The following is a 13084-nucleotide window of genomic DNA, read 5'->3' as shown; positions in this document are numbered from 1 at the left end:
GACCCATAACCATAAATATTTGTGGCGCGACGGCTGGAGCCCCAGCCTGCCATCACAACAGCTTTCGGTGGTTATGGGTCCCGGATCGCGCTCGCTACGCTCGCTTGTCGGGACGACGAGTAATTAGCTGCCCAGCCCCGTCCCGCCATACAGCCAGGCGATGTCATCGCACCACTCGACCTGCGACTTCGCGCTCATGATCGCGTTGCGGATGCGGGCGTGCTCGCCTGAGGGATGGTAGACGTGTTCGCCGATCGCGCGTGACATCAGTTGCACGCGCGCGGTGCGCGGGAAGCGCTGCGCGCTGTAGGCTTCGAGCGCCGCTGCCTGGTCATTGTGACTGGCCAGCATGTGCGACAGGCAGACCGCGTCCTCCATCGCCTGGCAGGCACCCTGCGCGAAATATTGCAGCATCGGATGCGCGGCGTCGCCGAGCAGCACCACGCGGCCGTCGATCCACTGCTCGTTCGGATCGCGGTCGCACAACACCCAGAGCTTCCAGTTGGTGCCGTGGCGGATGATGTTCTGCGCCCGTTCATGGACGTGGGTAAAACCCTTCATCACCTCGGCTTCGGAAACCGGCTTGCCGGCGACCGGCTCCGGCGCATTGTTGTGATAGGTGACGACGAGGTTGAACACTTTCCAGCCCGACAGCGGATAATGCACGATGTGGCATTTCGGGCCGGCCCACAGCGTGGCCGCGTTCCAGCGCAGGTCTTCCGGCATCTGCTCGGTCGGGATCACGGAGCGATAGGTGGTGTGGCCGGAGACGCGCGGCGGGCCGTCCGCCGTGACCTGCTTGCGGATGTTCGACCACAAGCCATCGGCGCCGATCAGGAGACGGCCGCCGATGCGCTCCCCACTCGCGAGCGTAGCGGTCACCGACGAACCATCCTGCTCGTAGCCTGTCACCTCGCTGGACACGCGCAGTTCGATCAGCTCGTGATTCTGGCAGGCGCGCAGGAACACACCGTGCAGATCGCCGCGATGCACCACGGCATAGGGATTGCCGAACCGCGCGCGAAAGGCATCGCCGAGATCGATATGGGTGATCTCGTCGGCGGTCAGCGCATCCATCAGCCTGAGCTGATCGATATAGACGGCCATGTTGCGCGCGGCCTCGCCGACGCCGAGATAGTCGAAGGCGTGGAACGCGTTCGGGCCGAGCTGGATGCCGGCGCCGATCTCGCCGAGCGCGACAGCCTTCTCCAGCAGGATCGAGCGGATGCCTTTTTGCGCGAGGCCCAGCGCCACGGCGAGGCCGCCGATGCCGCCACCCGCGATCAGGACAGGTCTCGTCTCCGCCATCAGCCCGACCTCCCGAGATGTTCGAGCGCATCCTCGGCGCGCAGCGGCACCCGCGACGCCTCGTTGTTGAGGTCGACGAGCTGGGTCAACAGCGCCAGCAGCGTCTTGCGGTCGGCCGGCTTCAGTGGCTGCAGCATCCGCGCCTGCGCCTTGTCGACCGAGGGCATGATGTCGCTCAGCACCGCCGCGCCGGCCTTGGTAAGATAGAGCAGCTTGACCCGCTTGTCCTCGGGCGCCGGCTTGCGCACGATGAACTCCTTGGCCTGCAGCCGTTCGATCACATTGCCGAGCGTGGAGCGGTCGAACGCGATCACCGCCGAGAGTCTTGTGGCGTCGATGCCGGGATGGGTCGAGATCGTGACCAGCGCGGCGTATTGCACCGGCGTCAGGTCGAACGCCTTGCACTCCTCGATGAACAGCGCGACCGCGATCTGCTGCATCCGCCGGAACAGGTAGCCGGGCGCGGTGTAGACCGCGTCCATCGTGACGGGCGCTGGTTTGTTATTCGGCATCGGGTTGTTTGTCCGGGGCGGCGTCGGCAAACGCCTTGATTTGCTTTGCCGCGGCCTCGGCCTTGAGCAGGCGCGGATAGGCCGAGACGTCGACACCGAAGCGCCGCGCATTGGCGAGCTGCGGCACCAGGCAGAGATCGGCCAGTGTCGGCGCATCGCCAAAGCAGAACGGGCCGGACTCCGCCGCGATCAGGGTCTCGCAGGCCGACAGTCCCTCGCGATTGGCCCAGGCCGCCCATTCCGTCACCTGCTCCTCGGGCAGGCCGAGCTGACGCAGCCGCGCCAGCACCTTCAAATTTTGCACCGGATGCGTATCGCAGGCGATCGCCTGCGCAAACGCCCGCACCTTGGCGCGCCGCAGCGGATCTTTCGGCAAGAGCGGCGGGTTGGGATTGGTCTCGTCGAGCCATTCGATGATCGCGAGCGACTGGGTGAGGATCGCGCCGGCGTCGCTCTCCAGCGTCGGTACCAGCCCCTGCGGATTGATCGCGAGATAGGCCGGCGCGCACTGCTCGCCCTTGCGCAGATGATGCGGCAGATGCTCTGAGGTGAGCCCCTTCAGGTTGAGGGCGATCCGGACCCGGTAGGACGCGCTGCTCCGGAAATAGCCATGCAGCTTCATCGGGACCTCCCTTGCATTATTCTGGTTTGGCGCGCTTTCTTTGCGCGAACCGGTATCCACTTCGCTCGAAAACGCTATGGCTTGCTTCATTGACGCTAGCCATATTGTCAGTATACTGTCAATTAAATTGCACCGACAAGAATGATGGGAGGCTTGCCATGGAAGCCGTGCAGAAGACCCCGGAGCGCGACGCATTCTACAAGAAGATCGACGGCCAGAACCTCTCGGCGCTGTGGAACGTGATGAACGATCTGATCACGCCGGAGCCGAAAAGCGCCTGCCGTCCGCACTTGTGGAAGTTCGACCAGATCCGCGACTACATGAACGAGGCCGGCAAGCTGATCACGGCCAAGGAAGCCGAGCGCCGCGTGCTGGTGCTGGAAAATCCCGGCCTGCGCGGCCAGTCCAAGATCACGACCTCGCTGTTCGCCGGCGTGCAGATGGTGGTGCCGGGCGACATCGCCCCCGCCCATCGCCATGCCCAATCGGCGCTGCGCTTCGTGCTCGAGGGCAAGGGCGCGTTCACCGCTGTCGACGGCGAGCGCACCGCGATGTCGCCGGGCGATTTCGTCATCACGCCGTCGATGACCTGGCACGATCATTCCAACGAAACCAACGAGCCGATGTTCTGGCTCGACGGGCTCGACATCCCGATGGTGCAGTTCTTCGACTGCTCGTTTGCCGAAGGCGCCAAGGAAGATCAGCAGTCGATCTCCAAGCCGGCCGGCGCCAGCTTCGCGCGCTACGGACACAATCTGCTGCCGATCGACCAGAAGCGAACCTCGAAAACCTCGCCGATCTTCAACTATCCCTATGAATACACCCGCGAGGCGCTGGAGAAGGCCAAGGTCAGCGACGAGTGGGACGCCTGCCACGGGCTGAAGCTGAAATTCTCCAACCCCGAGACCGGCGATTTCGCGATGCCGACCATCGGCACCTTCATCCAGCTGCTGCCAAAGGGTTTCAAGACCGCGCGCTATCGCGCAACCGATGCGACCGTGTTCGCCGCGATCGAGGGCAAGGGCCGCACAAGGGTCGGCGACCAGACCTTCGAGTGGGGACCGCGCGATTTGTTCGTGGTACCGAGCTGGCACTGGGTCACCCACGAGGCCGATGCCGACTCCGTGCTGTTCTCGTTCTCCGACCGCCCGGTGCAGCAGAAGCTCGACCTGTTCCGCGAGGACAGGGGGAACGCATAACGATCGTCTGCGCAAGGCACGCAGCGCCCACCTCACGTCGTCCCGGCGAAAGCCGGGACCCATAACCACCAATCTTGATTGGTTGAACGCGTTGGAGCCCCAGCCTTTTTCTAACAACCACGCCCTGTGGTTATGGGTCCCGGCCTTCGCCGGGACGACACTTTGTGTGTGGCGGCAGCGCGCCCTTACCGCCAGTGCAGCAACCGCGTCTCGAGCAAATTGATCAGCTTCCCCACCGCAAGCCCGAACAGCGACAGGATCACGACGCCGGCGAGCAGCTGATCGGTCTGCATCAGATTGCCGGCCTGCAGCACGAAGGCGCCGATGCCGTATTGCGCGCCGATCATCTCGGCGCTGACGACGAGCAGCAGTGCCACTGACGCGGTGATGCGGAAGCCGGCGAGGATCGAGGGCAGCGCGCCCGGCCAGATCACGCGGCGGACAATGGCGTGGAACGGCACGTTGAAGCTTTGCGCCATCCGGATCAGATTGCGCGGCACCGCATCGACGCCGCTATAGACCGAGATCGCGGTCGAGAAGAACACGCCAAGCGCAATGGTCGCGATCTTCGGCTCCTCGCCGATCCCAAGCCATAGAATGAGCAACGGCAGCAGCGCGATCTTCGGAATCGGAAACAGCGCCGAGATGAAGGTGATGCCGACGCCGCGCGCCATCGTCGACAGCCCGATCGCGAAGCCGACCACGACGCCGGCGGCCGTGCCGATGATCCAGCCGGTACCGATCCGCATGATCGACCACGACAAGTGCTGCCACAGCGCACCCGACATCGCGAGCTTATAGATCGCGAACGCGATCGCCGACGGCGCCGGCAGGAACAGCGGATTGACCCAGCCTGCGCTGCCGGCGAGTTGCCAGACCGCGATCACGAGCGCGAGCGCGATCCAGCCGGCATGGCGGCTGCCGCCAGACGTGAAGCCGGCGCCGCGAAACGCGACCGGGCGCGTCGCCTCCGCCGACTGGTCTTTCGCTTCCTGCGGCGCGCGGTCAAGCATGCTGGACCTCGCGCTCGGCATCGATCGCCTCCTTCCGGATCAACGACCACAGCTCACCCTGTAGCGCGGCCATCGGCCCGCGCGCATCCGTCGTGCCGCGCTCGGCGCGCGTCATCGGGATGGTCACGATTTCCCGGATCCGGCCAGGGCGGCGCGACAGCACCACGACGCGGTCGGCGAGCCGCACCGCTTCCTCGAGATTATGCGTGACATAGACCGCGCCCATCGCGCCGTCGGCGAGCAGGCGCACGAAATCCTCCATCAGGAGCTCGCGGGTCTGCGAATCCAGCGCCGACAGCGGCTCGTCCATCAGCAGGATCGCGGGGCGAACCGCGAGTGCCCGCGCAATGCCGACGCGCTGGCGCATGCCGCCGGACAGTTGCTTCGGATAGGCGCTGCGGAAATCCGACAGCCCGGTGCGGCGCAGCGCATCGTCGATCACGGCGCTGCGCTCGCCGGCGCTCAAACCCGTATGCAACAACGGAAACGCGACGTTGTCCTCGACCGTGCTCCACGGCAGCAGCGCAAAATCCTGGAACACGAAGGTCAGCGGATTGAGGCTATCAGCCGGCGCCGCGCCGCGCAGCTCGGCGGCACCTTTGCTCGGCCGCAGCAGGCCGCCGAGGATCGACAGCAGCGTGCTCTTGCCGCAGCCGGACGGACCGACGATCGCAACAATCTCGCCCGCGCGGACCGTGAAGGAGACATCGTCGAGAACGTCGAGCGCGCCGAAGCGATGGCTGATATGGTCGGCGATCAGGTCCATCTACCGGCTCACTCTTTGACCCGTCATCCTGAGGAGCGCGCACTTGCGCGCGTCTCGAAGGATGGACGGCCGGTCACTATCGGGGCCGTCGATCCTTCGAGACGCCGCTTCGCGGCTCCTCAGGATGACGGGGATAGAGTGGTGTCTGCGGTCTAACATCAATCCGCCTTCACGTAATCCTTGGCGATGATCGCATTGGCATCGAAACCCTTGTCCACGAAACCCTGCCCCTGCAGCCATTTGATCTGGTTGTCGAGGTTCTTCACGTCGAGCTTGCCGTCGGGATCGATATAAGCGCAATTGCCGACCACCTGCGCGACCGGCAGGTTGGTGTATTTGGCGATGATCTCGAGCAGCGGCCTGGTCTTGTCGTTGATCGGCGCCACGCCGTCCTTGATCGCAGTCAGGATCACGTCGTGATATTCGTGGTCGGCACGGGTGAGCGCGGTGAGCAGCCTGGTCACCAGCGGTGCGTTGGTCAGCGCCTTCGGCGACGCGAAGATCGCCCCCAGCTGCCACGGCGTCTCGTCGCCGACCCAGCCGAGCAATTTCGCGCCGTTGGAATCCATCAGCGTCCGCGCGGTCGAGACCGGCAGCAGCGCGGCGTCGACGGTTTCACCCTTCAGCGCCGCGGCCGCGTTCGACAGCGACTGCAGCGGCACTACCTTCACGTCGGACAGCTTGAAGCCGTATTTGTCGGCGAGCAGGCCGAGCGAATAATGGAAGCTGGAGCCGACCTGGGTCACCGCGACGCGCTTGCCCGCCAGATCCTTCGGCGTCTTGAGGCCGGCGGCATAGGCGTTGTTGCTGGCGAAATAGCCGATCAGGGGATAGCCGGCCTTCTCGCGGCTCATGCCGCCGATCACCTTCAGCGTGCCCTTGCCGGCGAGATTGTAGAGCCCCGCGGTGACGGCGGTGACGCCGAAATCGACATCGCCCGACGCGGTCGCGACCGCGATCGGCTGCGCCGCGTCGAAGAACTTGAGCTCGACGTCGAGTCCGGCGTCGCGGAGATAGCCCTTGTCCTGCGCGATGAACACCGGCGCCGAGGACGACAGCCGCAAGACGCCGATCTTCGCCTTCAGGAGATCGTCGGCCCGCGCGATGCCGCTCGCGGCCCACACCAGCATGCCCGCGACTGCGAGCCGCGCCCAACCCTTCATTCCGTCCTCCGCCTGGAGCCGCTTCCGTCCCGATTAAATCGGAACGGGGCTCCAGATTCCTGTTTTGACGCGTTTTCTTCACGCGAACCGGTATCCACTTCGCTTGAAAACGCTCTAGATTCCTTCGGGCACGGCCTGATCGCGGCCGATGAACGCGCCCTGTGTGCCGAGCTGTTGTTGCAACTTTTCGACGGAAATGTCGCGCGGAATCGTATTGCCCGACAGCGCGAGTGCGGCTGCGGTTCCCGCCGCCTCGCCCATCACAAAGCAGGCACCGGAGACGCGCGCCGCCGATTGCCCCTCATGGGTCATCGAGGCGCAGCGGCCGGCGACCAGGAGATTGTCGACGCCCTCCGGTACCAGCATGCGGTACGGCAACTCGTTATAGCCGCGGCTCTCCGGGATCGGCGGAAACTCGAAGATCACATCACCCGGCACATGGGATTCCTTCGGCCAACCATTGACGCCGATCGAATCCTCGAACGAGGCGCAGCCCAGCACGTCCTCGCCTGACAGCATGTAGCCGCCGATCACGCGCCGCGTCTCGCGGATGCCGAGCTGCGGCGGCAGATCGACGATGTAGGAATTCTCGAAGCCGGGCACCGTGCGCAGGAACCTGAACGCTTCGACCGCCTGGCGGCGGCCCTCGATCTCGCCGCGCGTCATGTCGTCAGGATCGATACCGGAAATGGCGCCGCCGTCGCTTCGCGTCACCTGGGTGAAATTCACCCGCCATTCGATCTGCGATTTCTGCGGCCGCACGATCGCCGACTTGCGCGGGAATGTGTGGGTGCCGGCGGCCTCGGCCTCAGCCATCAGCGCCGGGATGGTGCGCCAGGCATCGCCGGCCTTCGCTGGATCGATGCCGTTGAGGCGGAACATCATCGAGGGGTAGAGCATGCCGCCGGCATTATCGCCGACTTCATGGGGCGCACCGGCCCACACCGCGAGATCGCCGTCACCGGAGCAATCGATGAAGATGCTGGCGCGCACGGCCTGACGGCCGGCCTTGGTTTCCACCATCAGCGCACGGATATGCGAACCATCCATGACGACGCCGGCGCCGAGCGCGTGGAACAGAATGTCGACCTTGTGATGTGCGAGCAGATCGTCGGCCGCGATCTTGTAGGCCGCGGTGTCGTAGGCCTGCGCAAGGATCTTGCCGAGGATCAGATGTGGCGCGTTCAGCCCGCCGAGCCGGTCAATCCGCGCCAGGAGGTCGGAGGCGATGCCCTGCACCACGCGGTGCATCTCGCCGAAGATGTTGGCGTGCAGTCCGCAGAAGTTGGTCACGCCGGCCGCGGTGCCCATGCCGCCGAGAAATCCGTAACGCTCGATCAGGAGCGTCAGCCGTCCGGCACATGCCGCGCCGACCGCTGCCGCGATGCCGGCCGGTCCGCCGCCAAGCACCACCACGTCATATTCGCCATAGACCGGGACCTGCCGCGCAGGTTCTTCGATCGTGCTCGCTCGCATCATTTCCGCCCTGAACAAAGTTGATTGGGCCAACTATGAATTGATGCAGATTGCAGTACAATCCACCAAATTATGTAATCAGCTTTCGCGAATCGAGAAAGACGAGCAAGGCAGATGGATACGCTGGTCAATCTCGAAGCCTTCCTTGCCACCGCCGATGCCGGCGGCTTTTCCGCCGCGGCGCGCAAGCTCAACGTCGCGACATCCGTCGTCGCCAAACGCGTCACCCAACTCGAGGAGCGGATCGGCACCGCGCTGTTCCACCGCTCGACCCGCCAGTTGCGGCTGACCGAGTCCGGGCAGCAATATGTGCATCGCGCCCGTGGCGTGGTTGCCGATGTCGGCGATCTCTTGTCGCGGATGGGCGAGAAGCAGCGCGACCTCTCCGATCATCTGCGCGTCAAGGCGCCGACTTCGCTGACGGTGGCGCGGCTCGCCGATGCCTTCACGATCTTCCAGAAGCAGAACACAAGCGTGAAGCTCGAGATCGTGATGATCGATCGTCCGGTCGATCCGGTGACCGAAGGTTTTGATATCGCGATCGGCGCCTTCCCGCATTCCTTTGGCGGCGTGGTCGACGAGCCCTTGTGCCGGCTGCCGCGCCTCATGTGCGCCTCGCCGGCCTATCTGAAGAAGCACGGCACGCCGAAACATCCGCGCGACCTGGTCGATCATCGCTGCCTCAGCTTCCTGCCGACCGGACCGGAATGGCCGTTCGAGGGACCGCGCGGCCGCATCAATATCCAGGTCCGCCCGATTCTCTCTTCGAACGAAGGCCGCGTGCTGACGCAAAGCGCGATCGCCGGCAACGGCATCGCGCTGCTCTCGCATTATCTGGTCGCGGACGCGCTGCGCGCCGGCGCGTTGCAACCGGTACTCACCGACTTTCCGATCCCCGAATTGTGGGTCAAGGCCGCCGTTCCCGAGCGCCGCATCGATGCCGCCGCGGTGCAGGCGCTGCTGAAGACATTGAAAAAATCGCTGTCGCAGCCGCTGTGATGCGACGCCGGCCTTGCCGGTCGCATGCCGAGCTGAGACAAGGACGCGAAAGGATCGCCCGCTTGAAACTCCTGATCTCAATGTCGTTTGGTCTCATCATCGTCGCTGGGCCCGCGGCCGCGATCGAGACCTGCCGCTTCATTGAGGCCAAGGCGGAGCGCGAGGCCTGCTACCATCGGCAAGAGCAGGAACTTGCGGCGAAGCGCAAGCCCGAGCCGCCGGTGACGCGGTCGAGCGAATCGAAGACGTTCGATCAGCTGCAGCAGATGCGCCGCGACGACGAAGAGGTCTATCGCAGCATGCGCGGCATCTGCCGCGGCTGCTGAGCTTACGCGCCGCCGCCCCACCGGCCCGCGCGCTTCTCGGCGAAGGATGCAAGCCCCTCGGCAGCTTCCGCGGTCTGCCGCTTGGCTGAATGCAGCTGGACGAGGCGCTTGTAGGCCGCATCGTCCACCGCCATGCCGCCGAACGAGCTTTCCATCGCGAGCTTCTTGGTCTCGGCCATCGCATCCGGGGCATTGCCGAGCAGCTGCTCGACGACCTTGGCGCCGGCGCTGTCGAGATCGGCCAGTGGCACCACCTCATGGACGAGGCCGATGCGGCGGGCATCCTCGGCGCCGAACCGTTCGCCGGTCAGCGCATAGCGGCGCACCTGGCGGACGCCGATCGCGTCGCAGAGCTGCGGGATGATGATCGCCGCGGTCAGGCCCCAGCGCACCTCGGTGATCGAGAACAGCGCATTGTCGGCCGCGATCACGATATCGCAGGCCGAGATCACGCCGGTGCCGCCGCCGAAGCAGCCGCCCTGCACCAGCGCGACGGTCGGGACCGGCAGCGTGTTGAGACGCTGCACCGCCTCGAAGGTGGCGCGCGACGCCGCCTCGTTCTCCTCGAACGATTTCGGCCGCACGCCGTTGATCCATTTCAGGTCGGCGCCGGCCTGGAAATGCTTGCCGTTGCCCTTCAGTACGACGACGCGCACCGGCCTGGTCGAGAGATCGTCGATCGCGGCCAGCACGCCTGCGATCAGCGCGCCGTCATAGGCATTGTTGACCTCGGGACGATTCAGCGTGACGGTCGCGACACCCCGCGCATCGAGGCTCCACAGGACTGGGCTGGCCGACATGACGTTGCTCCCTCGTTCGGCATTGCCGTTATCTTGTACTGGCCTTGCACTATGGCGAGAGCGGATGCCTTGATCCATCACTTTCGAGCGCGCGCGACCGCGCCACGCGCATGACGGGTTGCGCGATGCCCCGCGCTTGTGGAAACTGACCGGGCACGTTGCGGAGAATTGTTCCACTCATGCGTATTTGCATTTTCGGCGCGGGCGCCGTCGGCAGCCACTTCGCGATCCGGCTCGCACGTGCCGGCCATGATGTGGCCTGCGTGATGCGCGGGCCGCATCTCGACGCGGTCAGGACCAACGGACTGACGCTGAAGGTCGGCGACACCAGCATCACCGCGAAGGTGAAGGCCTCAGCCGATCCTGCCGATTTGGGACCGCAAGACATCGTCATCAGCACACTGAAGGCGACCGGCATCGGCGCGCTCGCAGCCGGGCTCCCGCCGCTGCTTCAGCGCGACACATCAATCGTGTTCGCGCAGAACGGCATTCCCTGGTGGTACGATCTCGGCCTGCCGCCACAGCATCCCGCGATCCCCGATCTCGGCTTCCTCGATCCCGGCGGGCATTTGCGCAGCGCCGTCCCGAAGCAGCGGATCATTGGCGGCGTGATCTTTTCCTCCAACGAGGTGGTCGCGCCGGGTGTCGTCGCGAACCTGTCGCCGGACCGCAACCGCCTCTTGATCGGTGAATGCGACGATCGGCAGAGCGAGCGCATCGCCCGCCTGCGCGCGGCGCTCAACGACGCCGCGATCGAATCGCCCGAGGTCAAGCAGATCCGCGAGACGATCTGGTCGAAGCTGTTGACCAACATGTCGATGTCGGTGCTCTGCCTGTTGACCGGGCTGACTGCGCGCGGCGTCCGCGACGATCCTGACATGCAGGACGTGATCCCGCGCCTGCTCGACGAGGCCAATGCGGTGGCGACACACTATATTCCCGAGGTCAAGCGTGTCACCCGCTCAGGGCCGGCGCCGGACCACAAGCCGTCGATCCTGCAGGACTACGAACTCGGGCGCGCCATGGAGATCGACGCGCTGGTGCGCGCACCGGCGGCATTCGCCCGCGCGGCCGCCATTTCGACCCCGATGCTCGACCTGATGGCCGCGCTCGCGATCCAGAAGGCGCGTGACAAGGGCCTGTATCAGGGCTGACAATCCGACCCACCACGATAACAAGCAGGGACATCGAACCATGCAAGTCAAGGACAAGGTCTGCGTCGTCACCGGCGGCGCGAGCGGGATCGGCGAGTCGGTGGCGCGGGCCTATGCGGACGCCGGTGCTCGCGGCGTCGTGGTCGCCGATCTCAAGACCTCGCGCGATCGGCTCGCGAGCGTCGCCGGCGATATCGACGGTCTTGCCGTTACCGCCGATGTCGGGCTCGAGGAGGACATCAAGGTGTTGATCGCCGCCGCCGAGGACAAATATGGTCCGGTCGACGTGTTCTTCTCCAATGCCGGGCTCTCGCGCAAGGGACAAGAGACCGCGTCCGATGCCGATTGGGACGTGAGTTGGCGCGTGCATGTGATGAGCCACGTGTACGCGGCGCGCGCGCTGGTGCCCGGCATGCTCGCGCGCGGCTCCGGCTATCTCATCAACACCGCATCCGCCGCGGGGCTATTAGCCTCGCTGAACTCGATGCCTTACGGCGTGACCAAGAATGCCGCGGTCGCGCTCGCCGAGCATCTCGCCATCCAGTATGGCGATCGCGGCATCCGCGTCTCCGTGCTCTGTCCGCAATCGGTGCAGACGGGCATGACGACGCCGGGTCCGAGTGCCGCGCGCGTCGACGGCGTGCTGCAGCCGGGCGAGGTTGCGCGCATGGTGATCGAGGCGATGGCGGAAGAACGTTTCCTGATTCTGTCGCATCCGCAGGTGCAGGAATACATGCAGCGCAAGGCCACCAATCGCGAGCGCTGGCTGTCCGGCATGCGCCGCCTGCGCGACCGGATCTATGGCGGGGTGGCGTCATAAAAACTTCATCCGTCTGCGAGGAGCGACAGCGACGAAGCAATCCATTCTCGGCATGCGGCGCCATGGATTGCTTCGCTTCGCTCGCAATGACGAAGCTTAGTCTTCTGGAGCCGGCGCGAATCCTTCGAGCAAACCCGTGTATCTCTTCGCCCCAGGTGAGGCATAGGCACCGCGGCGCGACGTCGTCAGCTTGAGGCCGGCAAGCGCTTCCGCCTGCTTCACCGCGGCGGCCACGCCGTCGACCACGGGCACGCCGAATTTCACCGACAGCTCATGGGCAAGATCAGCCATGCCGGCGCAGCCGAGCACGATGGCGTCCGCGCCCTTGTCCAGCGCGCGGGCGATCTCGGCCTCCAGCTTCGGCCTCGCGCCCGAGCCCGGCTTCTCGAGATCGAGCACCGCGACGTCGCAGGCAGTAACCACCGCGCGGTCGGCAAAGCCGTAGCGGCGGACCAGTTCCTCCAGCGGGACGATCGAGCGCGGCAGCGTGGTGACGATGCCGATGCGCTTGGCGATCTGCCCGGCGGTGACCAGCGCCGCCTCGCAGATGCCGACCACCGGATAGCGGGCCGCCGACCGCGCGGCATCGAGCCCGGTATCGTCGAAGCAGGCGATGATGCCGGCGTCGGCATCGGGCGTCTTCAGCAACGCCTCGATCAGCCCGGGAACGGCGAAGGCCTCGTCATAGAAGCCTTCGATCGAGGCCGGTCCCATCGCAGACGTGACGGCGACGATCTCGGTGCCCGGTGCGGCCACCGCCCGCGCGGCGGTCGCGATGGTTGCGGTCATCGACACGGTGGTGTTGGGATTGACGATCAGGATCTTTGTCATGGGTGGAGAATAACATCCCTTTCGCGGCCAAGCGTAGCCCGGATGAGCCAACGGGTCGCGCGAACGCGCGCCCGATGACAGGCTCCGCGATATCC

14 protein-coding genes are annotated in these 13084 nt (G+C 65.4%); 5 read left to right on the top strand and 9 right to left on the bottom strand.

Annotation, left to right across the window (positions count from 1 at the left end):
- Positions 1-123 precede the first annotated feature (123 nt).
- From ACVI1L_RS15965 to maiA, 3 genes are read right to left on the bottom strand one after another with little or no spacing between them, the layout of a single operon-like run.
- A complete protein-coding gene (locus ACVI1L_RS15965; RefSeq protein WP_456783259.1) occupies positions 124-1308 on the bottom strand; it encodes a 3-hydroxybenzoate 6-monooxygenase in 1185 nt (394 codons plus the stop codon).
- Positions 1308-1820, bottom strand: a complete 513-nt coding sequence (locus ACVI1L_RS15960; RefSeq protein WP_092083193.1) for a MarR family winged helix-turn-helix transcriptional regulator — start codon at positions 1818-1820, stop codon at positions 1308-1310. The genes ACVI1L_RS15965 and ACVI1L_RS15960 overlap by 1 nt, the downstream gene beginning before the upstream one ends.
- On the bottom strand, positions 1810-2442 hold the full coding sequence (gene maiA / locus ACVI1L_RS15955; protein ID WP_076832895.1) for a maleylacetoacetate isomerase: 633 nt from the start codon (positions 2440-2442) through the stop codon (positions 1810-1812). Before maiA ends, ACVI1L_RS15960 begins: the two co-directional genes overlap by 11 nt.
- Before the next feature lie 158 nt (positions 2443-2600).
- On the opposite strand from maiA, the gene gtdA reads away from it, so the two are divergent.
- Complete coding sequence (gene gtdA, locus ACVI1L_RS15950) at positions 2601-3641, top strand: gentisate 1,2-dioxygenase (RefSeq protein ID WP_076832754.1); 1041 nt, start codon at positions 2601-2603, stop codon at positions 3639-3641.
- 185 nt (positions 3642-3826) lie between these two features.
- On the opposite strand, the gene ACVI1L_RS15945 is transcribed toward gtdA, so the two are convergent.
- The 4 genes from ACVI1L_RS15945 to ACVI1L_RS15930 all read right to left on the bottom strand — a co-directional run bounded on the left by ACVI1L_RS15945 (position 3827) and on the right by ACVI1L_RS15930 (position 8059).
- A complete protein-coding gene (locus ACVI1L_RS15945) occupies positions 3827-4654 on the bottom strand; it encodes an ABC transporter permease (protein ID WP_076832755.1) in 828 nt (275 codons plus the stop codon).
- Positions 4647-5420, bottom strand: a complete 774-nt coding sequence (locus tag ACVI1L_RS15940) for an ABC transporter ATP-binding protein (RefSeq protein WP_076832758.1) — start codon at positions 5418-5420, stop codon at positions 4647-4649. Before ACVI1L_RS15940 ends, ACVI1L_RS15945 begins: the two co-directional genes overlap by 8 nt.
- A 158-nt stretch (positions 5421-5578) precedes the next feature.
- Positions 5579-6583, bottom strand: a complete 1005-nt coding sequence (locus ACVI1L_RS15935) for an ABC transporter substrate-binding protein (RefSeq protein ID WP_076832761.1) — start codon at positions 6581-6583, stop codon at positions 5579-5581.
- 114 nt (positions 6584-6697) lie between these two features.
- Positions 6698-8059 (bottom strand): FAD-dependent oxidoreductase, encoded by a 1362-nt coding sequence (locus ACVI1L_RS15930; RefSeq protein WP_456783258.1) that lies wholly within the window; start codon positions 8057-8059, stop codon positions 6698-6700.
- A 114-nt stretch (positions 8060-8173) separates the two neighbouring features.
- Between ACVI1L_RS15930 and ACVI1L_RS15925 the strand changes: the two genes are divergently transcribed.
- Both ACVI1L_RS15925 and ACVI1L_RS15920 read left to right on the top strand, forming a co-directional pair.
- Positions 8174-9058 (top strand): LysR family transcriptional regulator, encoded by an 885-nt coding sequence (locus tag ACVI1L_RS15925; RefSeq protein ID WP_456783257.1) that lies wholly within the window; start codon positions 8174-8176, stop codon positions 9056-9058.
- A 62-nt stretch (positions 9059-9120) separates the two neighbouring features.
- A complete protein-coding gene (locus ACVI1L_RS15920) occupies positions 9121-9384 on the top strand; it encodes a type VI secretion protein (RefSeq protein ID WP_233475876.1) in 264 nt (87 codons plus the stop codon).
- A gap of 2 nt (positions 9385-9386) precedes the next feature.
- Here the strand turns inward: ACVI1L_RS15920 and ACVI1L_RS15915 are convergent, their stop codons facing one another.
- Complete coding sequence (locus ACVI1L_RS15915; protein ID WP_057020146.1) at positions 9387-10184, bottom strand: enoyl-CoA hydratase-related protein; 798 nt, start codon at positions 10182-10184, stop codon at positions 9387-9389.
- Positions 10185-10363: 179 nt separating this feature from the next.
- On the opposite strand from ACVI1L_RS15915, the gene ACVI1L_RS15910 reads away from it, so the two are divergent.
- On the top strand, positions 10364-11338 hold the full coding sequence (locus ACVI1L_RS15910) for a ketopantoate reductase family protein (protein ID WP_253588214.1): 975 nt from the start codon (positions 10364-10366) through the stop codon (positions 11336-11338).
- Between the two features lie 40 nt (positions 11339-11378).
- Complete coding sequence (locus tag ACVI1L_RS15905) at positions 11379-12158, top strand: SDR family oxidoreductase (RefSeq protein ID WP_168859383.1); 780 nt, start codon at positions 11379-11381, stop codon at positions 12156-12158.
- Between the two features lie 96 nt (positions 12159-12254).
- Here ACVI1L_RS15905 and ACVI1L_RS15900 read toward each other — a convergent pair whose 3' ends face one another.
- Positions 12255-12989 (bottom strand): aspartate/glutamate racemase family protein, encoded by a 735-nt coding sequence (locus ACVI1L_RS15900; protein ID WP_253638032.1) that lies wholly within the window; start codon positions 12987-12989, stop codon positions 12255-12257.
- Positions 12990-13084: the final 95 nt, after the last annotated feature.

It is taken from the genome of Bradyrhizobium sp. USDA 4516, from assembly GCF_054055915.1.
This window is presented reverse-complemented; position numbering and strand designations above follow the sequence as displayed.

What these genes read in the sequence shown, in the direction of transcription:
- ACVI1L_RS15965 (WP_456783259.1), bottom strand. Translation starts at nt 1,308, where the DNA reads ATGGCGGAGACGAGACCTGTCCTGATCGCGGGTGGCGGCATCGGCGGC.
- ACVI1L_RS15960 (WP_092083193.1), bottom strand. Translation starts at nt 1,820, where the DNA reads ATGCCGAATAACAAACCAGCGCCCGTCACGATGGACGCGGTCTACACC.
- maiA (WP_076832895.1), bottom strand. Translation starts at nt 2,442, where the DNA reads ATGAAGCTGCATGGCTATTTCCGGAGCAGCGCGTCCTACCGGGTCCGG.
- gtdA (WP_076832754.1), top strand. Translation starts at nt 2,601, where the DNA reads ATGGAAGCCGTGCAGAAGACCCCGGAGCGCGACGCATTCTACAAGAAG.
- ACVI1L_RS15945 (WP_076832755.1), bottom strand. Translation starts at nt 4,654, where the DNA reads ATGCTTGACCGCGCGCCGCAGGAAGCGAAAGACCAGTCGGCGGAGGCG.
- ACVI1L_RS15940 (WP_076832758.1), bottom strand. Translation starts at nt 5,420, where the DNA reads ATGGACCTGATCGCCGACCATATCAGCCATCGCTTCGGCGCGCTCGAC.
- ACVI1L_RS15935 (WP_076832761.1), bottom strand. Translation starts at nt 6,583, where the DNA reads ATGAAGGGTTGGGCGCGGCTCGCAGTCGCGGGCATGCTGGTGTGGGCC.
- ACVI1L_RS15930 (WP_456783258.1), bottom strand. Translation starts at nt 8,059, where the DNA reads ATGCGAGCGAGCACGATCGAAGAACCTGCGCGGCAGGTCCCGGTCTAT.
- ACVI1L_RS15925 (WP_456783257.1), top strand. Translation starts at nt 8,174, where the DNA reads ATGGATACGCTGGTCAATCTCGAAGCCTTCCTTGCCACCGCCGATGCC.
- ACVI1L_RS15915 (WP_057020146.1), bottom strand. Translation starts at nt 10,184, where the DNA reads ATGTCGGCCAGCCCAGTCCTGTGGAGCCTCGATGCGCGGGGTGTCGCG.
- ACVI1L_RS15910 (WP_253588214.1), top strand. Translation starts at nt 10,364, where the DNA reads ATGCGTATTTGCATTTTCGGCGCGGGCGCCGTCGGCAGCCACTTCGCG.
- ACVI1L_RS15905 (WP_168859383.1), top strand. Translation starts at nt 11,379, where the DNA reads ATGCAAGTCAAGGACAAGGTCTGCGTCGTCACCGGCGGCGCGAGCGGG.
- ACVI1L_RS15900 (WP_253638032.1), bottom strand. Translation starts at nt 12,989, where the DNA reads ATGACAAAGATCCTGATCGTCAATCCCAACACCACCGTGTCGATGACC.